Genomic DNA, 22,043 nt, shown 5'->3' on the forward strand with positions numbered 1-22,043 from the left:
GTCACCTCTATCCACTCTTCTTCAATGAACCTTCTTTTTTCTCTTGTTTCATAACGGTTCCTAATTCTTTTTTTGTAAATACACGTAATTTCAAAATAAAAAACATATATGTCAATCCGCCAATGGCTACACCTAACAACGCTTCAAGTGTCGCGCTTCCTCTATGTTCCATATCAATTACTAATCCAGACATCTGTAACACACGTGTGAACATCATTAATACAAATCCCATACAGATACCACTAATTACTATCCCTAACATATTTCGCTTATTGATAAGTGACCCTGATACAGCTCTCGTAAGCAACAAAGTATTTAGTCCAGAGATTATAATTAACGCACATAAAGTCGCAAAGGCTGCACCTTTCACACCAAAATAAGGCATGAATATATAATTTAACGCTAACTTTAAGCAACCTCCAAATACAACAAATAATGCTGGCTTAAACGTTTGCCCCAATCCTTGTAAAATAGAAGCTGTCGTAATTGACAATGAACTAAATAAAATAGATAACGATAAAATAGATAAAACATCTGATCCATCACTGTTTTCAAACAACATAATATTCGTAGGTTGAATAATACAAGTTAGTCCAATAGCTGCTGCAAGTCCAATAACACATGTTATTTTCACTGCTAACTTTACCTTTTCTTGAATAAAGGAAAGATCTCCTCTTTCCTTCGCCGCTGTAATAATCGGAATAAGTGACAACGAGAAAGAAGTCGTCACAACAGTACCTAATTGCATTAGCGGAATACTTCTATCATAAACACCCTTTAATACCTTTGCATTTTCAGCCTGTTCTCCCGCACCAATAAGTAAGCTGTAAAAGGACACTGAATCAGCCATCTGTATAAAAATAAGCACTAAATTACTAACACAAATCGCTAACCCCTGCCAAAAAAGGATTTTAACTATCTTCCTTTTACCCTTAATTCTCGCTGCACTTTTGAAGAATATAGAACGAAAATCTTGACGCATATACAATATAAGTACAATAATCCCAATAAGACCACCCGCAATTGAGCCTAACATAGCTCCTGCACCAACTGTATATAAATCAAATCCGTGAGCAATTAGGAATAGCGATAAAAATACAATAATAGAAACTCGAATTGTTTGTTCTATTACTTGCGAAACAGCCGTTGGCATCATATTATTAAATCCTTGAAAATACCCTCTTGCTACAGACAAAAATGGCATCAATAAGAATGAAAATGAAATAACACGTAGTAACTTATCTAAGTGTATATCGCCCATAGCTACCGCAATTGTTTCGGCCCCAAAAAACAATGTAAAGAAGCCTATAAAACCAATTCCTAATAAGAACCAAAAAGATACACAAATAATTTCTTCTGCTTCTTTTTGTTTTCCCCGCTCTAATCGTTCTGCAACCATTTTCGAAATGATAACAGGAAATCCATAAGTAGCTAAAATTAAACAAAATCCATAAAACGGGTAAATTTGTTGGTAAATATAAAACCCAATATCCCCCGCTATATTTTGATATGGAATACGGTAAAAAGCGCTTAATACTTTTGTAACGAAACTTGCAATCGTTAATATAATAGCCCCACGCCAAAAGGCTTGATACTTCTTCGCTTCCATACAAGAAAACTCCTTTTTCTATTCTCACCTCTCGTATTATATCATAAAGAAAAGAACAAACTCCCTTCCCAACACGGGTAATAATGAGTTCCTACACGTTAAAAATATTCAACGAAAAAAGGTAGCAAAGTGCTACCTTCATTCAATATACATATATCTCCAAATAATTGATTTCTCAAAAAGAAAGATCATAATTAGGAAAGATTGCTACTTCTAAAATCAATATACCCTTACTGTTCCATTTGTTTCGCTAAGAAACTGGCAGCAGTATTAACCGCTTTATGCTCGATCTCGCTTATAATAGCTTCTTTTGAAAAAATAATGACGGCTCCAATCGGATCTCCGTTTGCAACAATTGGTCCAACTGTATAAGAATGAACCTTTTCTGTTACACCATCAATAATGGAAATATCACTTTCATCCGTCATAATAACAGACTTTCGTTCTTCCATCGTTTTTTCAATTAAATCGCCAACACTTTTATTTAAGTATTCTTTTTTCGATACGCCTGATACTGCGATGATAGAATCTCGATCACACACAAGCACATTATGTCCTAAGCTGTCATATAAAGCATCAGCATATTCTTTTGCAAAATCACCTAGCTCACTAATTGGAGAATACTTCTTTAAAATTACCTCTCCATCGCGATCAACAAATATTTCTAGTGGGTCTCCTTCTCGAATACGTAAAGTTCTACGAATTTCCTTCGGGATTACGACCCTGCCTAAATCATCAATTCGACGTACGATTCCAGTTGCTTTCATTCTAATGCTGCCTCACTTTCTACTGATGATCAAAGTGGTGAATTTACCTGTTCATGTAAAAATCACCAACTGTTAGATATAGTATTTTACACATTAGTTCTTCTATGCACGTCGAATTGTATTTTTTTATCTTATTTTAGGCATTTATTACTTCTTTTTTTACATCTGGTAAGCCTTTTAATAAATTTTCAGCAATCGTTAACCACTTCGATGTCTCTAAGCCATTTGTTTTCATAACAATTTTCAATTGTGATCCTTCCATTCCTAAACCAATCATACGTCCAAAACTATTTCCGAGCATGAATAATTTTCCACCATCAATATTTTGACTTGCTTGTTCAGAAAACAGGAATGTTACTTCAAATTTATTCTGCTTAATTAATTCAATTTGTTCTTTCATTGCCAACACTTTAATATTTGCAATTTGTAATAAATAACCAACTTCTTGTGGATAATCGCCAAATCTATCGATCATTTCTTCCTGCAATTCTTCAATATCCTCAATTGCAGAAACACCTCTAAATTGTTTATACATCATAATTTTTTGCTTACTATCTGAAATATAAGCATCTGGTAAGTATGCATCTACCTCTAAGTCAATTTCAACATTAACTATATTTTCAGCCCCATCTGTTCCTCTACGCTGTTCAATTGCATCTTTTAACATTTGAGAATATAGATCAAATCCGACAGAATCAATAAATCCATGCTGTTCTGCCCCTAACAAATTACCTGCTCCACGAATAGATAAATCTCTCATCGCAATTTTGAAACCAGATCCAAGTTCCGTGAACTCTTTAATTGCTTGTAGACGCTTCTCTGCAACCTCTGACAGCACTTTGTCACGTTTATATGCAAAGTATGCATATGCAACACGATTAGAACGTCCAACACGCCCACGAAGCTGATACAACTGTGATAATCCCATACGATCTGCATCAAATACAATTAACGTATTTACATTCGGAATATCTACACCCGTCTCAATAATTGTTGTACTTACAAGAACATCATGCTGTCCTTCTAAAAATGATAGCATAACAGACTCTAATTCGCTTTCGTTCATTTTCCCATGTGCGTAGGTTACGCGGGCATCTGGAACTAACATCGAAATTTCATCTGCTTTTCTTTCAATATCCTCTACACGGTTATATAGGAAGTAAACTTGACCACCTCTTGCAAGCTCTCGCTCTATCGCCTCTCGCATTAACGCTGGATTATACTCGACTACATACGTTTGGACTGGGAAACGATTTTCTGGTGGTGTCTCAATAACAGATAAGTCGCGCACACCAAGCATAGACATATGAAGCGTCCGCGGAATCGGAGTTGCCGTTAATGTTAATACGTCAACATTCGCCTTCAATTGTTTAATTTTTTCTTTATGTGTCACACCAAATCTTTGTTCTTCATCAATAATAAGAAGCCCTAAATCTTTATAAGTAACATCTTTAGATAAAATACGATGTGTTCCGATTACAATATCTACTGTTCCATCCTTTAAGCCCTTAATTGTTTCATTTTGTTGTTTCCTCGTACGGAATCTACTTAATAAGCCTATATTGATTGGATAATCTTGAAAACGCTCTCGAATTGTTTCATAGTGTTGCTGCGCAAGAATCGTTGTCGGTACTAAAATTGCAACTTGTTTTTCATCCATAATCGCTTTAAATGCCGCACGAATAGCCACTTCAGTCTTCCCATACCCTACATCACCACAAAGGAGCCTATCCATCGGGCGTCCGCGTTCCATATCTTTTTTAATCTCGTCAATAGAACGTAACTGATCCTCTGTCTCTTGGTATGGGAAAGATGATTCGAACTCTTGTTGTTCTGCCGTATCTGGCGTATATGCATAGCCTTTTGAAGCTTCGCGCTCAGCATATAGTTTAATTAGGTCATCCGCAATGTCTTGTACAGATTTTTCAACTTTCGTTTTAACCTTTTTCCAATCATTACCACCTAATTTGTAAACTTTCGGATCCTTACCTTCAGATCCTACATATTTTTGAACTTGATCAATTTGTTCAATTGGAACGTATAGCTTATCATTACCTTGATATTTAATATTTAAATAATCTTTATGAACACCATTAATCTCTAATGTCTCAATACCTAAAAATTTACCTATACCATGATTTACATGAACTACATAATCTCCAACTTTTAATTCCGAATAACTTTTAATACGTTCAGCATTCGATAGCTTTTGTTTACGTTGTGATTTTTTAACTTTCTTATGAAAAAGCTCCTTTTCAGTAATGACAACAAGCTTTTGCATCGGCATTTCAAATCCTGCATGTAAATCACCTACAGCAATTTGTAACCTTCCAGGCAATAAAATATCTGTACCTTCTACAATATCTGCCTCAATATCATAATCACTTAAAATATGTTGTAATTTTTTCACACGTTCATCATCTGTTCCGAGTACAACAGTCGTAAAATGCCCTTCATTCCATCTATCAATTTCTGTTTTTAACAAATTCATCTGTCCATGGAAATCTTGCATTGTTTTACATGTTACATTAACAATATTTTGCGGATGTGTGTGTGCGATATGACGCAAGAATAACGTTAAATATACAAAACTTCTTTTTTTATGATGAAGAAACCCCTCGAATGGGTGAGAGAAAGATAAATCTTGAATAATTGTTCCTTCACCAAGAAGTGATATATACCATTCCGCCTCTTCTGTTTCAAGATGTGATGCTGTTTCTTGAATACGGGAAATCTCATCTAAAATTACAACACCATCTTCTGGTAAATAATCTATCAGACTAGCAGGTTCTTTATAGAAAATAGATAAGTATTTAAACATCTGTTCTATACTTTGCCCGTTTTTCAACATCTCAATTTCATGACTTACCGTCTCAAGCACTTTAGTCTTTAGTTTATCATCAGAAAGTTTTTGCATCGTCTTAGTCAAGCCTTCTTCAAGATGCTGAATTCCTGATTTTAATTCTTCCTGTGAAAATAAAAACTCTGTTGCCGGACCAAACCTAACGTTTTCTTTTTTACCTTGAGAACGCTGTTCATCCACATCAAATAATCGAATAGAATCGACTTCTGTATCAAAGAATTCAATACGAAATGGTAGTTCTTCAGTTAAAGGATAAATATCTAATATTCCCCCACGCAAACTGAACTCCCCTGGAGCTTCTACCATCGACTTACGTTCATAGCCAATATGATGTAAAGTATGCAAGAGCGCATCTAAATCAATCTCTTGCCCTAGATTGATTTCAACTTGCTTTTGCTTCCACAATTCTTTTATTGGTAAAAATCTACGCAATCCTGCCACTGGCGCTACAATGATTCCATTCTCTCCCGCAGCCAAGCGATTTAACACTTCTATACGTTGCGCCTTCAATTCTGGACTTGCAACTCCAATTTCCGATGCTATCAGTTCATTCACTGGATATAACCACACATCTTTTTCACCAAGTAACGCCACTAAATCTTCATGTACTTTTTGTGCTTGGTATAAGTTATGTGTCACGATTAATTGTGATTTTTTTGTTTTTTTATATAAAGCCGCCATTAATAATGAACGAGAAGACGTTGCCATCCCTGATATAAGTTGTTCTTTTAACCCATCTTCTAACCCATTAATAACCGATTGTATCTCTTCATTTTTATAAAATTGCTCTAATAAACCTATCATTTTTAAAACTCCTCTCAACATAAAGAGCAAGTCATTCTATTTTATGCAAATATTTTGGAAAAGGAAAACAGAAAAATGCTTTGGACATGCCAAAGCGACAACATTTTATTGCAGAAATTTTTCATACTCATAATACTCAGGATAAGATGCGAGCGTTTCTTGACACGATTCACAAATCGTTTTTATATATATATTTCCATTCTCATGAAAATGAATCATTTCTACTACTTCTTGCTCCGTTAGTTGAAATAAAACGTCGCTATATACTTTTTCTGCGTTAATGGAGCCTACATTACCTCCGCAGTGTCTGCAATAATAATACCCTTCCATACTAGCCTCCTAAAAATTCAATTACTACTAGTATGGGTAAAACAAAAGAGAAATATTCCCAATCTCATTTTTAACTATTGAAAGTATTCATGATTTGAAGAAAAGGCTTATTTAGCCACTCTTCACATGCATCCGCTGCTTTTTCAATAGAATGGTTAACATCCGGAATCTCTTCAGATGTAAAGCGTCCTAATACATAATCGACTACCTTCATTCCATTTTTCGGGCGATCAATTCCCATACGGATACGTTGAAATTCTTGTGTTCCTAAGTGCGAAATCGTTGACTTTACACCATTATGTCCACCAGCACTACCTTTCATGCGAAGACGCAATTTACCTACAGGAATGTCTAAATCGTCGTACATAACAACGAAGTCCTCAACATCAATTTTATAATAATCCATAAGTGGACGAATACTTTCCCCAGATAAATTCATGTATGTTAGCGGCTTTAATAAGATTACCTTTTCTCCATTAACAAACCCTGCACCAAATACACCTTTAAATTTTTGTTCATTCAAAGAAATGTTCCAACGCTTCGCAAGTTCATCAATGGCCATAAATCCAATATTATGCCTTGTTAATTCATATTCTCTACCTGGGTTCCCAAGTCCTACTATCAATTTCATTCTTGTACCACTACTTTCTTTTTTCGATACGAAAAGACGTAACCAATTTTGGTTACGTCTCATTCTATCCAATTAATTGAATAATACACTCACAGATTCTTCTTCGTATACACGAATGATTGCTTCTCCGATTAATGGAGCAACTGAAAGTTCATGTACTTTGTCGATTTTCTTCTCTTCTGGTAATACGATAGAGTTCGTTACAACTAACTCTTTAATGTTTGAATTTTGAATACGCTCAATTGCTGGACCAGATAATACTGGGTGTGTACAGCAAGCATATACTTCAGAAGCACCGTTCTCAACAAGAGCGTTTGCTGCTAATGTAATTGTACCAGCTGTATCAATGATGTCATCAATTAAAATCGCTGTTTTGCCTTCAATATTACCGATAATGTTCATTACCTCTGAAACGTTCGGGCGAGGACGACGCTTATCAATAATAGCGATTGGCGCTTTTAGACGATCTGCCATTTTTCTCGCACGAGTTACACCACCATGATCAGGAGACACGATTACGATATCTTTAAGACCTTTTGTTTCAAAGTAATCAGAAAGAATCGGTACACCCATTAAGTGGTCGATTGGGATATCAAAGAACCCTTGAATTTGTGGAGCATGTAAATCTAGAGTGATTACACGAGTTGCACCTGCTGTTTCAAGCAAGTTTGCTACAAGTTTCGATGTAATTGGTTCACGAGAACGCGCTTTACGGTCTTGACGCGCATAACCATAGTAAGGAATAACAATATTAATTGTTTTCGCAGATGCACGTTTTAATGCATCGATCATAATAAGTAATTCCATGATATGTTCGTTTACTGGGAAGCTTGTAGATTGAATAATGAATACATCGCAACCACGGATACTTTCTTCAATGTTAATTTGAACTTCTCCATCACTAAAACGATCAACAGAACATTTTCCTAGTCCTACTCCAATATGCTTTGCAATCTGCTCAGCAAGTTCCTTATTAGAGTTTAAAGAGAATACTTTCAAATTAGAATTTAGATATTGAGTCGACATCTAGATTAACCCTCCACATTATTATGATTTTTTCTTATTCAGCAATTGATCAACATAGTCTTCTTTGTTAACTTGACGTGCACGTGCTACCGATAATGCTTTTGATGGAACATTCTCTGTAATTGTAGAGCCTGCCGCCACATAAGCACCATCTTCAACTGTTACTGGAGCAACAAGGTTTGAATTACATCCAATAAATACCCCATTACCAATCACAGTTTTGAATTTATTCTTACCGTCATAGTTCACCGTAATTGAACCACAACCAAGATTCACGTCTTCTCCAACTTGTGCATCCCCGATATAACTCAAGTGTGAAGCTTTACTTCTATTACCAAAGACAGTTTTTTTGATTTCCACGAAGTTTCCAACGCGTACTTCGTCTCCAATAACTGAATCTGGGCGAATATGTGCAAATGGACCAACCGATACTTCTGTACCAAGCTTACTATCATGTACAGTAGATTGTCGAATTGTCGTACGATCTCCAATTTCACTATCGCGAATTACTGTATGCGGTCCAATTTCACAATCAGAACCAATTACAGTGTTCCCCTCAATAATTGTTCCTGGATGAAGAACTGTATCGCTACCGATAATTGCATCAGCAGAAATATAAGTGTTACTTGGATCAATAATTGTAACACCATTTACCATGTTCTTTCGGTTGATACGGTTTTTCATAATAATTTCCGCTTGCGATAGAGCGACTCTGTCGTTAACACCTAACGTTTCATCGAACTGCTCTGTTTGATAAGCTGATACGATATGACCTTCATTTTTTAAAATCTCAATAACATCTGGAAGGTAATATTCACCTTGCACGTTATCATTTGAAACTTTAGAAAGTGAAGCAAATAAAGCCTTATTATCAAAACAATACGTACCTGTATTGATTTCTTTAATAGCTAATTCTTTCTCATTTGCATCTTTATGCTCAACAATCTTTTCAACATGACCATTCTCATTACGAACAATACGGCCATATCCAGCAGGCTCTTCTATGTATGCTGTTAGCACCGTCGCCATTGCTCCTGCTTCTTTATGTTGCTGAAGTAATGCTTCCATTGTTTCAGCAGTTATTAGAGGCGTATCACCACAAATAACTAAAGTTGTTCCTTCTTCATTTGCAAGTACACTTGCAGCTTGATCTACAGCATGTGCTGTACCAAGTTGTTCTGCTTGTAATGCAAATTCACTTACGTTCCCTAGCTGTTCTTGTACCATTTCAGCACCATGTCCAACAACCGTTACAAGTTTCTGCAATCCTAATTGAGATACTTGATCGACTACGTGTTGTACCATAGGTTTTCCACATACAGGATGCAGCACTTTGTATAGCTTAGACTTCATACGTGTGCCTTTACCTGCAGCTAGAATCACTGCAAATCTGTTTGACATATAGACCCTCCATCGCAACCTATTTATCCATTAAAGATATTATCCTAAATCATCATATATTTCAAGAAACACATTTTAACTATTAAATTTTACCATAATTCTTATAAGATGTTTTACTCTTTAGTATCTTTTTTAAGAAATAAGCTATACTATTTAAAATGATTTTGAAAAAATTAGTAGTTTCTTCTTTTTATGTTAATAAATTATACAGTTTCCAAATATAAAGCAAAAAAAACAAACCCCTGTAAATGCTTACAGGAGTTTGCTACAAAATTATAAGGCTTTTTGTCAAAAGCCCTTTTCATTCGAATTTTACGAAGCACCTGCTTCTTCAAACTCAACCTCTTCTAACTCGCCTAAACGATGATACTCTGTTAAAACCGCATCTTGAATTTTAGAGCGTGTACCAGAATTAATTGGATGTGCAATGTCACGGAACTCTCCATCTGGAGTACGTTTACTTGGCATTGCTACAAATAATCCATTATTACCATCAATTACACGAATATCATGAACAACAAATTCATGGTCTAGAGTAATAGAGGCAATTGCTCTCATGCGGCCTTCTGTGTTTACGCGGCGTAATCTTACGTCAGTCACTTCCATCTTGTGTTCACCACCCTTTTCTAAATAAGCGATATATTTGTATAAATTCCACAAATTTTCTATTTTCCCTTTAATTTTTTAAAAATTTTTAAGATAAAAATTTTTAAAGTAGTTGAATATAGAGATTAGTGGAGGTTATCGCTTACAAAAGGTTACTTAACTAGGGCGATTACTTCAATTTCAACGGAAACATCTTTCGGTAATTTTGCTACTTGCACACAAGATCGAGCTGGTTTATGAGTAGAGAAATAAGAGCTATACACTTCATTCACAGCATTAAAATCATCCATGTCCTTTAAAAATACTGTTGTTTTTACGACTGTATCAAATGAAGCACCTGCTTCCTCTAATACCGCTTGTAAATTTTGAAATACTTGTTCTGTTTGTACTGTTACATCTCCTGTTACAAGCTCCCCATTTGCCATCAATGGAATTTGTCCTGAGCTATAGAACATGTTATTTACAATAATCCCCTGTGAATAAGGTCCAATTGCTTGTGGTGCCTTGCTTGTTTGAACAACTTTCATACTTTTCACCCTTTTATTATTTATTTTACTCTTTAAAAATAGTGTACGAAAGGCAGTTTGTCCATCTATTTTATAATCTATAAATAAAATAAAAAAGATAGAGCTATCTGCTCTATCTTTTATTCCGCCTCTACAAGCCCTTCATCAAATGGTGCAAGAGAATAATTCCCTTTTTCCACTTGAATCGTTTTTTCTTTCACATCAACTTCCGATAGACGAATTAATGATACAAAATTATTAATTAGTCGTTCTTCAATATCTGTGGATTCTACTAATACACCAATACCAACAACATTAGCCTTGAATTCTTCTAGCATACTCATCATACCTTGAATTGTTCCGCCAGCTTTCATGAAGTCATCAATAATTAAAACATTCGACCCTTCTGGAAGACTGCGTTTTGCTAACGTCATTGTTTGAATTCGTTTAGAAGAACCCGACACATAGTTAATACTAACAGTCGGACCTTCTGTTACCTTATTATCTTTCCTTGCAATTACAACTGGTACATCTAAGTAATTTGCCACTGCATAAGCAAGTGGAATCCCCTTCGTTGCCACCGTCATAACTGCATCAATTGGTTGCCTAGCAAAAACAGAAGCAAACAAACGACCTGCGCCATTAATATGGCGAGGATTACTCAATAAATCTGTCATGTATAAGTAACCGCCAGGCAAAATACGATCTGGGTTTTCAAATAAGCCACAAAGCTCATCAATAATTAGATCTGCCTCTTCTTCACTTATATACGGTATATATTTCACTCCTCCTGCTGCTCCTGGTATCGTTTGCAATGTGCCGACCCCTTGTTGTTCAAACGTTTGCTTAATAATAACTAAATCTTCACTAATGGAAGACTTAGCCGATTGATACCTTTCAGCAAAAAAAGTGAGAGATACTAGCTGACGAGGGTTTTGTAGCAAGTAATAAGTCATATCGACTAATCTTGTACTTCTTCTAATTTTCATACTCTCACCTCAAATCACGAATATTCTAAACAAATCATAACGTATTATACGTCTTTATTCAAGCGTTTCTCGCTCTCCTAATAAACGTACCGCATAGACTTGTTCACAAAATCCTTTTAATCCGTTATAAATGCGATGCATTCGTGAATCATGGTGTACAAGTCCAAATACAGTTGGACCACTTCCACTCATTAATACAGCATCCGCTCCAAATCGCTTCATCTGTGATTTAATACGGGCAACTTCAGGATGCATTCCAAATGTTACATCTTCTAAAACGTTACCAACAGTATCACAAATTCCTTTATAATCACCAGAATTTATGACATCAACCATTTTATCTACATTTGGATGTGTAACTCGATTTAACTTTAAATTTCCATACACATCAGCAGTAGATACACCTATATGTGGTTTCGCTAAAATAACCCAACAAGAAGGCGGAGTCTTTATATGCTCAATTTTCTCTCCTCTTCCAGTGGCAATTGCTGTGCCTCCGTATACACAGAACGATACATCTGATCCAATTTCTGCACCAAGCTCTGCTAACTCATCAATTGTAAGCTCTAAATTCCATAATTTATTAAGACCACGTAATGTCGCTGCTGCATCACTACTTCCACCTGCTAATCCAGCTGCTACTGGAATCGTTTTTTCAATAGTAATAGATACACCTTTTTTTACATTAAACTTCTCTTTTAATAATTTCGCTGCCTGATAAGCTAAATTTCGTTGGTCGTCTGGGACATACCGATTATGGGATAAAATTTCAATACGGTCTTCTGCTAATTCCGTTAGTTCTAGACGATCTGCTAAATCAATGGTTGTCATAATCATTTTCACTTCATGATATCCGTCTTGTCTTTTTCCCAGTACATCTAACGACAGATTAATCTTTGCTGGTGCTTTCACTAGTAGCTTCAATCTATTCACCCACTCTATGTACTCAATCTTTTATCGTTTATTTTACCATAAATTTATAGTAAGACGATGACACTTCCCTAATTATAACGAAAAGCATTCAGAATGAAACTACTTATGTAAAATGATGGCACCTTTTAGAGTACAAAAAGCCGAGGAATGTCTCCTCGGCTACCGTAGCACAGAAAGTATCTTACAACTACTGGTTTCGTTTCATTAATTGCTGTTCTGCAATTTCTATAGCACGTTTCACCATGTTACCAGCATCTTTCGCACGAATTCCGCCCCATCCTTCTTTCTGAACAACATCATAAAAGCCAAGCTCTTTTGCTAGCTCTTCTTTAAATTGGTTTGACATGACACCTCTTCGTCTACTCAATGCAGAGTCCCTCCTTATTTTGCTACGGTATAGTTAGTATGCAAAATAATATAGCTTTTCATTTATGGGAATATATGTAATGATATATGGATTATAAAATGACCTCATTATGAGGGTCTCCATAAAATGTTAACTCTACTGTCTCTGTTAAAACATCTGCATAACTATAAGATACACGTTGCAACGCATCTTCTTGTTGATCCAATTGTACAACAAAAACGGAACGGTATGTTTCTGCTAGTACACCTGATTGCTCCACAGTTTTTCTTCTTCCACTATTTGCTTTTAACATAAGTCGCTGTCCAAGATGGTGATCTAATTCGCTTTTAATTTCATCTAAACGTTTTGACATATACTTCGCTACACCTCGCTGTAATTTAGATTGAACACTTAAAGCACGATATATCTATCCTAATTATTAACCGCGATTCACAGCTAATATCATCCTGCGTTTGAATAGATAGAAGAAATACTATATTGTAAAAGTATCATTACGTAGTCTTTACGTTCTTACCTCTTTTTATCCAAATTCATTTAAATCCTTCCATACAAAAAGCAAGATACATATGTATCCTGCTTACTCTTCGTAATGTTGAAAAGGTAATCCCGTTCGTAAAATCCCTCTCGTTTCAATTCCACCTAGTCCCTTTTCACCAGTAATTGTATTACGTACGACATCCCATACATTGACTCTCTCCATAAATGAAGTAAAACTAATTTTACCAACTACATATACAGGATCTAGTGCATGAATATTAATTCTAGATGGTGAACTAGCGAAATTGGCCCCTGCACGAATTAGTGCCTCAAAATGTGATTGACATGCCCCAGCAAAAATAACAAGTTGATCCAATGATGGATATTTTTTTCGCACTTCACGAACAGCCTGTACAAAATGCCTTGAATGCCTATATGCCGCTAAATCTCCCTTCACTCCTTTTGATTTTGTATATGCATCATGCCCTGTAATAACGAGAATGTCTGGGCGAAAGTGATCTATTAAGTCTACTACTTTTTCATGCATCTCCGTTTCTTTACAATGAATACCTTGAACAGGAACGCCAATTTTATTATATAAATCTAAGCACTTGCGCAAATATAAAGGGTCTCCATCTATATGCAATACACGTCCCGGCATTTGAAAATAATTTACCTCACTTGTGTATCCACCAGTTGAAGTATGTTCATGCCTTTGTTTCATCAGTACATAATCTTGTTGAAACAAACGATACGTGCGCTCCATTGTTTCTTTCTCACGCTTCACCCTTTTTTTATGTTCTCTTTGATCTATACTAATTAAATCTTCAAGTGGCGCATCCGCCACCAGTCTAATTTCCTCTCCAAACAATATAGCTATCTCGCCTTTTATTTCTATAATACGAAAAAGAATATCCCTCTTATGAGAATATCGTTCCACTAATTCTCCAACATGTAAAACCATTCTCCTACCTCCAAACTCATTAGGCCATCTTACCTGTTTTTAAAGTATGAATTTAGAGAGCGAAAGGTGACAAAAGGGACAGTTCAACTTGAACTGTCCCTTTCATATTCTTATGATAATTTATGAAGAACTAATGCATTACTTAATGTTGCAAACTCTTCAATAGATAGCGTTTCGCCTCTTCGCTTTGGATCAATTCCTACTTCTGTTAAAATTCGATCCAATAACTCCTTATCTTTCGGGAAACCATTTAAATTATTTGATAAATTATTCATTAAAGTTTTACGGCGCTGTGCGAAACTTGCTCGTACTACTTCAAAGAAAAACGTTTCATCTGTCACCTCTACAACCGGTTTAGGACGCTTTAGAAGGCGGATAATTGCAGAATCAACGTTTGGCTGTGGTACAAACACTGTACGCGGTACAGTCATAACTGTTTCAACCTCTGTATAGTACTGAATGGCAATCGATAAAGAACCATACTCTTTTGTTCCAGGTTTAGCAGCTAAACGATCTCCAACTTCTTTTTGCATCATAACAACAAATCCACGAACTGGTAACTTTTCTTCAAGCAATTTAAATAAAATTGGCGTTGTAATATAGTACGGTAAGTTAGCTACTACCATTACATCTTGCCCTTCTTCAAATTGCTCATTAAATACTTCATGTACATCTGCTTTTAGTACGTCTTTATTAATAACTGTAACATTACCATATGGCGCTAACGTCTCATCTAAAATTGGTAATAGTCTTTGATCAATTTCAAAAGCCACTACTTTTTTAGCACGCTTCGCTAATTGCTCTGTTAATGCACCAATACCTGGTCCAATTTCAATTGCACCACTTTCTGAACCAATTTCTGCATGATCGACAATACGATTTAATACATTTGTATCAATTAAAAAGTTTTGTCCTAAACTTTTTTTGAATGAAAATCCATACTTTTCAACAATGTCTTTTGTACGATTTGGCGTTGCGATATCCTTCATTTTTTTTCCTCCTGTATTACTTGCTTATAAGCTTCTGCAAATGATTCCTTTGAAACTTGAAACATCTGTAATCGTTTATGTAACTGTTTTGCATTTGTATAACCAATCTTTAATAACTTACCCATTCTTTCTCTGCGGCTCTTTGCCATTTCTCCGCCCACTAAGCCTGCATCGACTAAATCACTCCAACTAATTTCACTTGTGTAAGCTTCCATTTCTTCATGTATATTCTCTAGAGCACGGCGAATCGACTCATTAGAAGCATGTTCAATCCCAACACCCTTTTTCCTTTTAGCAAGCGCTTCTTCCTTCGGTAAAAAAGCATGCTTACAGCCAGGAACCTTGTCAGAAATAATTTTTCGAATACGCTCTCCAGGATAATCCGGATCTGTGAAAATAATAACGCCCCTTTTTTGCTGCGCTAATTTAACTTGCTCAATAACATGATCACCGATTGCTGAACCGTTCGTTTCAATTGTATCCGCATCAACAGCACGCTTAATCGCAACTGTATCATCTTTACCTTCTACAACGATAATCTCTTTTATTTTCATGCTTGCCTCCACACTCATTTCGTCTCTACTTAGTAAAACAAAAAAATGACGACTTTTCCATTATTATTTTCCCCATTCTTATATTTTAAAAAATAGAATAGAAAAATCTTTGTTCTCTGTCCTTATTGTAACACTTCATCATTCACATTTATTTTCTTGATTACTTCTACTAGTTTTTCTCAAAATAAAAAAGAACAGGTTTCCCCCGTTCTTTTTATTCAACACCAAATAAAACTTTTGCATTTTTAGTTGTCATTTCTGCTACTTCCTCATAAGAAATTCCTTTTAAATTCGCAATTTCTTCTGCTACGAGTTTTACATAACTCGGTTCATTTCGTTTCCCGCGAAATGGATGCGGCGTTAAATAGGGACAATCCGTCTCTATTAACAATTTCTCTAATGGAATCTCCGTAGCAACTTCTTTCGGTTTCTTAGCGTTTTTAAATGTAACTGGTCCACCTAACGAAATTAAAAAGTTCATATCAACACATCGCTCTGCTACTTCTACGCTACCGCTAAAGCAATGCATAATGCCTCCTACTTCAGCTGCATTCTCTTCTTCTAGAATATCGACAATATCTTGAGTTGCATCGCGGTTATGTATAATAATCGGCAAATTTACTTTTTTCGCTAATGCAATTTGTTTACGAAATACTTCTTTCTGTATTTCTTTTGGAGACTTATCCCAGTGATAATCTAAGCCCATTTCTCCAAGTGCAACGACTTTAGGATGAGAAGCAAGTTCTTCTAACCAAGCTAAATGTTCTTCTGTCATGTCGATTGCATCAACTGGATGCCAGCCAACCGCAGCGTAAATAAAATCATAGGCTTCAGCTAATTCCATCGCCTTTTTTATCGTTACTTCATCAAAACCAACAACAACTGTATAAGTAACTCCCGCTTCTTTCATTCGGGCAATAACCTCTTGCAAATCTTCTTCGAATTGCTCTGCATTCAAATGTGAATGTGTATCAAACAACATAATACATAACTCCTTTTATATTGAAATCAAGTTTATTCTACAAAAATAAGTTCTTTAATAACTTAACGATAACAATACTACAATCTTAATGCAAAAATAGAGAGTGTAAAAAGAAAAAAGACGCTTCACACATGTTACACGTGAAACATCTCTTTTCTTGTCTTAATTACTTGATTTTTGTACCATTTGGTAGATTTTGGTCAATTGATGCTAATGACAATACGCCATTCTCTTCACCCGCTAAAATCATACCTTGCGATAATTCACCGCGTAATTTTACAGGTTTTAAGTTTGTTACACAAATAACCTTTTTACCTTTTAAGTCTTCCGGCGAATAGAATTTTGCAATTCCAGAAACAACTTGACGCTTTTCTGTGCCTAAGTCTAGTTGAATTTTTAACAACTTGTCTGCTTTTTTCACAGGTTCAGCAGATAGTACTTCAGCTACGCGTAATTCTACTTTAAAGAAATCATCAATTGTAATTTCTTCTGCCTTCGGTTCTTCTTCTTTTTTCTCTTCTACTTTAGGAGCAGAGCTTTTCATTTGTTCTTTAATGTACTCTACTTCCACTTCCATTTCTAAACGAGGGAAAATTGGGTTTCCTTTTTCTACTTTTGTTCCAGCTGGAATGCAGCCAATTGTAGATAGACTTTCCCAAGATTTATGAGCTTCATCAGTAAGGCCAAGCTGAGCAAACATCTTGCTTGGTGCTACTGTTAAGAATGGCATAAGCATAATACCTGTTTGACGAAGTACTTCTGCTAAATGAGCCATTACAGAAGCTAACTTTTCACGATCATTCTCATCTTTTGCTAATACCCATGGTTGTGTTTCATCAATATATTTATTCGTACGACTAACTAGTTGCCAAATAGATCCTAACGCTACAGAGAACTCCATATTCTCCATTGCTTCTTCTACTTTTTTCAAAGTATCTTGTGCAAACGCTACTAACGTTTCATCAAATTCCGTCACATTTTCTTTAAATGCAGGGATTTCTCCGTTAAAATACTTATCAATCATAGCTACTGTACGATTTAATAAATTACCTAAGTCATTTGCTAAGTCGAAATTAATACGCTCCACAAATCCTTCTGGTGTGAATACACCATCAGATCCAAATGGAACTTCACGAAGTAGGTAATAACGTAATGCATCTAATCCGTAACGATCGATTAATGTAACTGGATCTACTACGTTTCCTTTTGACTTACTCATCTTTCCATCCTTCATTAAAATCCAGCCATGAGCAAAGACTTTCTTCGGAAGAGGTAAATCTAATGCCATTAAAATTATCGGCCAATAAATTGTATGGAAACGAACAATTTCTTTCCCAACTAAATGCACATCTGCAGGCCAGAATTTTTTATATTTCTCTTCATTTGCTGTTCCATAACCTAACGCCGTAATATAATTAGATAGTGCGTCAACCCATACGTAAATAACATGTTTTGGGTTACCAGGAACACGAACTCCCCAGTCAAATGAAGTACGAGAAACCGCTAAATCTTCTAATCCTGGTTTAATAAAATTATTAATCATTTCATTTTTACGAGACTCCGGCTGAATGAAATGTGGATTATCTTCATAGAACTTTAATAGTCTGTCGACATATTTACCCATTCTAAAGAAATAAGATTCTTCACGAACAAGTTCTACATCATGACCACTATCTGGGCTTTTTCCTCCAACTACTTTGTCGCCTTCCATAATTGGATCTACTAATTGATGCTCTGTATAGAACGTCTCATCTTGTACAGAATACCAACCTTCATATTCATCAAGATAAATGTCACCTTGATCTACTAATTGCTTAAAGATTTTTTCGACAACATCTTTATGACGATCTTCAGTTGTACGAATAAAATCATCATAAGAAATATCCATCTTCTCCCAAAGCTCTTTAATTCCTGCAACAATGTTATCAACATATGCCTGTGGCGTAATATTTAACTCTTCTGCTTTCTTTTGGATCTTCTGTCCATGCTCATCAGTTCCTGTTAAATAATGCACATTATAACCTTGCATACGCTTATATCGTGCCATCGCATCTCCTGCTACTGTCGTATAAGCATGTCCAATGTGTAATTTTCCACTTGGATAATAAATTGGGGTAGTAATATAAAAGGACTTATTTTCCTCTGTCATTGTTTTGGACCTCCCGAATAACCTCATATGTATTTATAAACAGTATATCAAAAACTCATATATAAAGTGAAACTTTAATCAGTAGGGTTTTTGTTCCTCCCTACTAATTATTAGCCCACATTAATTGGGCTTTTACGAGCAGCCCAAATCTAACTTATCTTCTTTACGCCAACCTAATTTTAAATTTAGGTCTTAATGCTCGATATCTTTATCATCTATTGCTCATATTTCACAAAAATATACAATCTCCACTTTTAATTTATTATTTTTTCAGAAAATAATGTAAATAATTGTGGAATTTCCTCTCAATCTATTATATATAAGAAATAAGAAATCTATAAATCTTTTTAAAAAATATAGAATTTAAGAATTGACGGAAATGTAAATGATTGGTATCATATGTCCATAGGGTATTTTGTCGAAAAATGACGAATCTAAAAATAGACTCGAAACTTATAAACTATTTATTTAGGAGGAAAAAAATTATGAAATCTACTGGTATTGTTCGTAAAGTTGATGAATTAGGTCGTGTAGTAATTCCAATCGAATTACGCCGTACTTTAGGTATTGCAGAAAAGGACGCTCTTGAAATCTATGTTGATGACGAAAAAATCATCTTAAAGAAATATAAACCAAACATGACTTGCCAAGTAACTGGTGAAGTATCTGACGGTAACCTTTCTTTAGCTGAAGGTAAAATCATCTTAAGCAAAGAAGGCGCTGAGCAAATCTTAAACGAACTTCAAGATTATATCGAAACAGCAAAATAAGCTTCTCAATTATGAGAAGCTTATTTTTTATCGACATGATAGATTTGATATACATCTCTTTTCGACAAATCTCGATCTTTAGCGACTGTTTTAATCGCTTCTTTTGAATTCATACTTTTTTCATTTATATAATATTCAATATGATCATATACCGAAAGAGATTCCCACCATTGTTCTTCTGGAACAGGTTCTTCTGTTGAACCAGCTACTAAAATACAAAACTCACCACGTACTTCATTTTGCTTCGTCCACTCAATTGCTTCTTCGATTGTCCCTCGAATAAATTCCTCAAATTTTTTAGTTAACTCTCGACATAATACAATCTCTCTATTTCCCAACACTTCCTGCATCGAAATTAAAGTATCGTCTAAACGATGAGGCGCTTCATAAAACATCATTGTAGTTTGTACATAACGAAGCTTTTCTAACTCCATCTTTCGTTCCTTTTTGTTTCTCTGCAAGAAACCATAGAAATAAAACTGCTTTGTTTCAAGACCGGATGCAATTAATGCTGTAAGGGCTGCATTTGCTCCAGGAAGCGGAATTACATGATATTGCTCAGCTACTGCCTCAACGACAATATCGTAACCTGGATCAGAAATACACGGCATACCAGCGTCGCTAACAAGTGCTACATTCTTTCCATCCTCTAATTTCTCTAATAGTTTCTTCCCACTTACTTCTTTATTGTGCTCATGATAACTCGTAACAGGTGTTTCAATTTCAAAATAATTACAAAGTTTTTTCGTTTGTCTCGTATCTTCAGCAGCAATTAAATCAACTTCTTTTAAAATTCGGATTGCACGAAATGTCATATCTTCTAGATTTCCAATAGGAGTTGGTACTAAATATAAAACTCCCTTTTCATTTTGTTGAAAGCTTTTTTGTTGCCACATAGCGTTCTCCTTTTTGCATATATGCCTCTTTTTGTTTTCTCGTTAATTGCTTAAAGTAATACTCCGCTTGCATAGCTGTACGCTTATCATCGTGGGTCTCTACATATTTTAAAACAACAGGAAGCCTGACGCGTGTATACTTAGCCCCTTTGCCGCTATTATGAGTCTGAATTCTCTTTTCTATATGGTTTGTATATCCAGCATAATAACTTCCATCAGAGCACTCTACCACATAAAAAAAGTGCTTATTCTTCTCCATATAAAATCGAACGTAGCTCCTTTGTATATTCGTTATTGCTCTCATATACAACGAGAGGCGGTAAAATTTTCAAATCTGCATTTCCATCCTTAATTCCTTCAATTAACAATGTATTTGCTTCTTTTCCAACCTTAGGATAAACAAATTGCACACGCTTTGGTTCAATTTTATATTTACGCATTAATGTGACAATGTCTAGTAATCGCCCTGGACGATGTACAAACGCTACTTTCCCACCTTGTTTTACTAACTGACTACTTACAGATACAACATCTTCTAATGTACACATAATTTCATGACGAGCTATCGCTAAATGTTCATTCATATTTTTCTCTGAAGTTTGAGGTGTTTGAAAATATGGTGGATTACATGTAACAACATCATATTGATGACGCCCAAGTTTCTCTGGCATATCTTTCAAATCTCCATGTATGAGGTGAATTCTTTCCTCCAACCCATTGTATTGAACACTTCTTACTCCCATATCATATAAGCGTTCTTGAATTTCCACCCCAGTAATATTTCCTTTTGTTCTTGTACTTAATAGAAGGGGAACAACCGCGTTACCTGTACACAAATCAAGTAAATTCCCCTTTTGAATTGGTACCCATGCAAAATCTGCAAGTAAAACGGCATCTAAAGAAAAATTAAATACTGATGGGCTTTGTATAATCTTCATGTCTTGTGCTAATAAGTAATCTAAACGTTCATCTTCATATAAATTCATATACTGCTCCTTTTCTTACCCTTAACCTACCCTATTTCATGTATAAAAAATTACCTTTCCAATTATAATTGGAAAGGTAATTTCACTTTTTATTTAAGAATGACAGACAGAATAAACAATCTCCCTCTTTACGTACACTTCCATAATGTAGATTGCAAATATGAAAACCTTCTTGATACAGTCTCGCTAAATTGTCATAGCCTTCACCAATATCTGTTTTCGGCTTCACTTCTTTACGTTTTTGAGTTTTTTGTTTTTCTTTATTCTGCACTTCTTCAAAACGGTGTCGCAAATTGTTATTTTCCATTTTTATATGCTGGTTTTCTTCCAACAACTCTGCAAGATGCTGTTTTAACTCTCCCAACTGTTTATATAAATGTCCAATTTGCTCTTCCATACTAGAAACCGATTCAAAAATATCTTTTTTCTCCACAAGCACCCACC

General features: G+C 35.3%; 23 protein-coding genes. 1 reads left to right on the top strand and 22 read right to left on the bottom strand.

Annotated features, from left to right (window positions below):
- Window positions 1-7: 7 nt before the first annotated feature.
- The 18 genes from QCI79_RS13140 to metG all read right to left on the bottom strand — a co-directional run bounded on the left by QCI79_RS13140 (window position 8) and on the right by metG (window position 18,947).
- Complete coding sequence (locus tag QCI79_RS13140; protein ID WP_000387589.1) at window positions 8-1,609, bottom strand: putative polysaccharide biosynthesis protein; 1,602 nt, start codon at window positions 1,607-1,609, stop codon at window positions 8-10.
- Window positions 1,610-1,839: 230 nt separating this feature from the next.
- Window positions 1,840-2,376: a stage V sporulation protein T gene (gene spoVT / locus QCI79_RS13145; RefSeq protein WP_000648302.1), complete on the bottom strand. Its 537-nt coding sequence runs from the start codon at window positions 2,374-2,376 to the stop codon at window positions 1,840-1,842.
- 136 nt (window positions 2,377-2,512) lie between these two features.
- On the bottom strand, window positions 2,513-6,043 hold the full coding sequence (gene mfd / locus QCI79_RS13150) for a transcription-repair coupling factor (protein WP_000579678.1): 3,531 nt from the start codon (window positions 6,041-6,043) through the stop codon (window positions 2,513-2,515).
- A 105-nt stretch (window positions 6,044-6,148) separates the two neighbouring features.
- Window positions 6,149-6,373 (bottom strand): anti-sigma-F factor Fin family protein, encoded by a 225-nt coding sequence (locus QCI79_RS13155; protein WP_000399438.1) that lies wholly within the window; start codon window positions 6,371-6,373, stop codon window positions 6,149-6,151.
- 70 nt (window positions 6,374-6,443) lie between these two features.
- Window positions 6,444-7,004 carry an aminoacyl-tRNA hydrolase gene (gene pth, locus QCI79_RS13160; RefSeq protein ID WP_000767702.1) on the bottom strand — a complete coding sequence of 187 codons (561 nt, stop codon included), beginning with the start codon at window positions 7,002-7,004 and terminating at the stop codon, window positions 6,444-6,446.
- A gap of 72 nt (window positions 7,005-7,076) precedes the next feature.
- Window positions 7,077-8,030 (bottom strand): ribose-phosphate diphosphokinase, encoded by a 954-nt coding sequence (locus tag QCI79_RS13165; protein WP_000107420.1) that lies wholly within the window; start codon window positions 8,028-8,030, stop codon window positions 7,077-7,079.
- Window positions 8,031-8,051: 21 nt separating this feature from the next.
- Window positions 8,052-9,431: a bifunctional UDP-N-acetylglucosamine diphosphorylase/glucosamine-1-phosphate N-acetyltransferase GlmU gene (gene glmU, locus QCI79_RS13170; RefSeq protein WP_000071039.1), complete on the bottom strand. Its 1,380-nt coding sequence runs from the start codon at window positions 9,429-9,431 to the stop codon at window positions 8,052-8,054.
- 312 nt (window positions 9,432-9,743) lie between these two features.
- Window positions 9,744-10,037: a septation regulator SpoVG gene (gene spoVG / locus QCI79_RS13175; RefSeq protein ID WP_000454041.1), complete on the bottom strand. Its 294-nt coding sequence runs from the start codon at window positions 10,035-10,037 to the stop codon at window positions 9,744-9,746.
- Between the two features lie 152 nt (window positions 10,038-10,189).
- Window positions 10,190-10,564 (bottom strand): RidA family protein, encoded by a 375-nt coding sequence (locus tag QCI79_RS13180; protein ID WP_000869811.1) that lies wholly within the window; start codon window positions 10,562-10,564, stop codon window positions 10,190-10,192.
- Between the two features lie 119 nt (window positions 10,565-10,683).
- A complete protein-coding gene (purR, locus tag QCI79_RS13185; RefSeq protein ID WP_000702466.1) occupies window positions 10,684-11,532 on the bottom strand; it encodes a pur operon repressor in 849 nt (282 codons plus the stop codon).
- A gap of 54 nt (window positions 11,533-11,586) precedes the next feature.
- Entirely contained in the window at window positions 11,587-12,456 is an 870-nt protein-coding gene (ispE, locus tag QCI79_RS13190) for a 4-(cytidine 5'-diphospho)-2-C-methyl-D-erythritol kinase (RefSeq protein ID WP_000772101.1), read from the bottom strand.
- Between the two features lie 196 nt (window positions 12,457-12,652).
- Window positions 12,653-12,832 (bottom strand): acid-soluble spore protein SspF, encoded by a 180-nt coding sequence (gene sspF, locus QCI79_RS13195; RefSeq protein ID WP_002094215.1) that lies wholly within the window; start codon window positions 12,830-12,832, stop codon window positions 12,653-12,655.
- Window positions 12,833-12,923: 91 nt separating this feature from the next.
- Entirely contained in the window at window positions 12,924-13,184 is a 261-nt protein-coding gene (veg, locus tag QCI79_RS13200) for a biofilm formation stimulator Veg (protein ID WP_000044347.1), read from the bottom strand.
- Window positions 13,185-13,409: 225 nt separating this feature from the next.
- A complete protein-coding gene (gene yabG / locus QCI79_RS13205; RefSeq protein ID WP_000242868.1) occupies window positions 13,410-14,273 on the bottom strand; it encodes a sporulation peptidase YabG in 864 nt (287 codons plus the stop codon).
- A 110-nt stretch (window positions 14,274-14,383) separates the two neighbouring features.
- Window positions 14,384-15,262, bottom strand: a complete 879-nt coding sequence (rsmA, locus tag QCI79_RS13210) for a 16S rRNA (adenine(1518)-N(6)/adenine(1519)-N(6))-dimethyltransferase RsmA (protein WP_000651548.1) — start codon at window positions 15,260-15,262, stop codon at window positions 14,384-14,386.
- On the bottom strand, window positions 15,259-15,816 hold the full coding sequence (gene rnmV, locus QCI79_RS13215; RefSeq protein WP_000692835.1) for a ribonuclease M5: 558 nt from the start codon (window positions 15,814-15,816) through the stop codon (window positions 15,259-15,261). The genes rsmA and rnmV overlap by 4 nt, the downstream gene beginning before the upstream one ends.
- A gap of 214 nt (window positions 15,817-16,030) precedes the next feature.
- A complete protein-coding gene (locus QCI79_RS13220) occupies window positions 16,031-16,798 on the bottom strand; it encodes a TatD family hydrolase (RefSeq protein WP_000895843.1) in 768 nt (255 codons plus the stop codon).
- Between the two features lie 166 nt (window positions 16,799-16,964).
- Window positions 16,965-18,947 (bottom strand): methionine--tRNA ligase, encoded by a 1,983-nt coding sequence (gene metG / locus QCI79_RS13225; protein ID WP_000134135.1) that lies wholly within the window; start codon window positions 18,945-18,947, stop codon window positions 16,965-16,967.
- Window positions 18,948-19,432: 485 nt separating this feature from the next.
- Between metG and QCI79_RS13230 the strand changes: the two genes are divergently transcribed.
- Window positions 19,433-19,717 carry a transition state genes transcriptional regulator AbrB gene (locus QCI79_RS13230; RefSeq protein ID WP_000843036.1) on the top strand — a complete coding sequence of 95 codons (285 nt, stop codon included), beginning with the start codon at window positions 19,433-19,435 and terminating at the stop codon, window positions 19,715-19,717.
- A 20-nt stretch (window positions 19,718-19,737) separates the two neighbouring features.
- On the opposite strand, the gene rsmI is transcribed toward QCI79_RS13230, so the two are convergent.
- The 4 genes from rsmI to yabA all read right to left on the bottom strand — a co-directional run bounded on the left by rsmI (window position 19,738) and on the right by yabA (window position 22,032).
- Window positions 19,738-20,613: a 16S rRNA (cytidine(1402)-2'-O)-methyltransferase gene (gene rsmI / locus QCI79_RS13235; protein WP_000267822.1), complete on the bottom strand. Its 876-nt coding sequence runs from the start codon at window positions 20,611-20,613 to the stop codon at window positions 19,738-19,740.
- Complete coding sequence (locus QCI79_RS13240; RefSeq protein WP_000414350.1) at window positions 20,582-20,872, bottom strand: GIY-YIG nuclease family protein; 291 nt, start codon at window positions 20,870-20,872, stop codon at window positions 20,582-20,584. Before QCI79_RS13240 ends, rsmI begins: the two co-directional genes overlap by 32 nt.
- Entirely contained in the window at window positions 20,859-21,599 is a 741-nt protein-coding gene (locus tag QCI79_RS13245) for a tRNA1(Val) (adenine(37)-N6)-methyltransferase (RefSeq protein ID WP_001055369.1), read from the bottom strand. Before QCI79_RS13245 ends, QCI79_RS13240 begins: the two co-directional genes overlap by 14 nt.
- A gap of 82 nt (window positions 21,600-21,681) precedes the next feature.
- The gene (yabA, locus tag QCI79_RS13250) at window positions 21,682-22,032 is read right to left on the bottom strand and encodes a DNA replication initiation control protein YabA (protein ID WP_000412063.1); all 351 of its coding nucleotides are present in this window, start codon (window positions 22,030-22,032) and stop codon (window positions 21,682-21,684) included.
- Window positions 22,033-22,043 lie beyond the last annotated feature (11 nt).

The organism is Bacillus cereus group sp. MG1, from assembly GCF_040460035.1.
In the GTDB taxonomy this organism is placed as follows: Bacteria; Bacillota; Bacilli; order Bacillales; family Bacillaceae_G; genus Bacillus_A; species Bacillus_A cereus.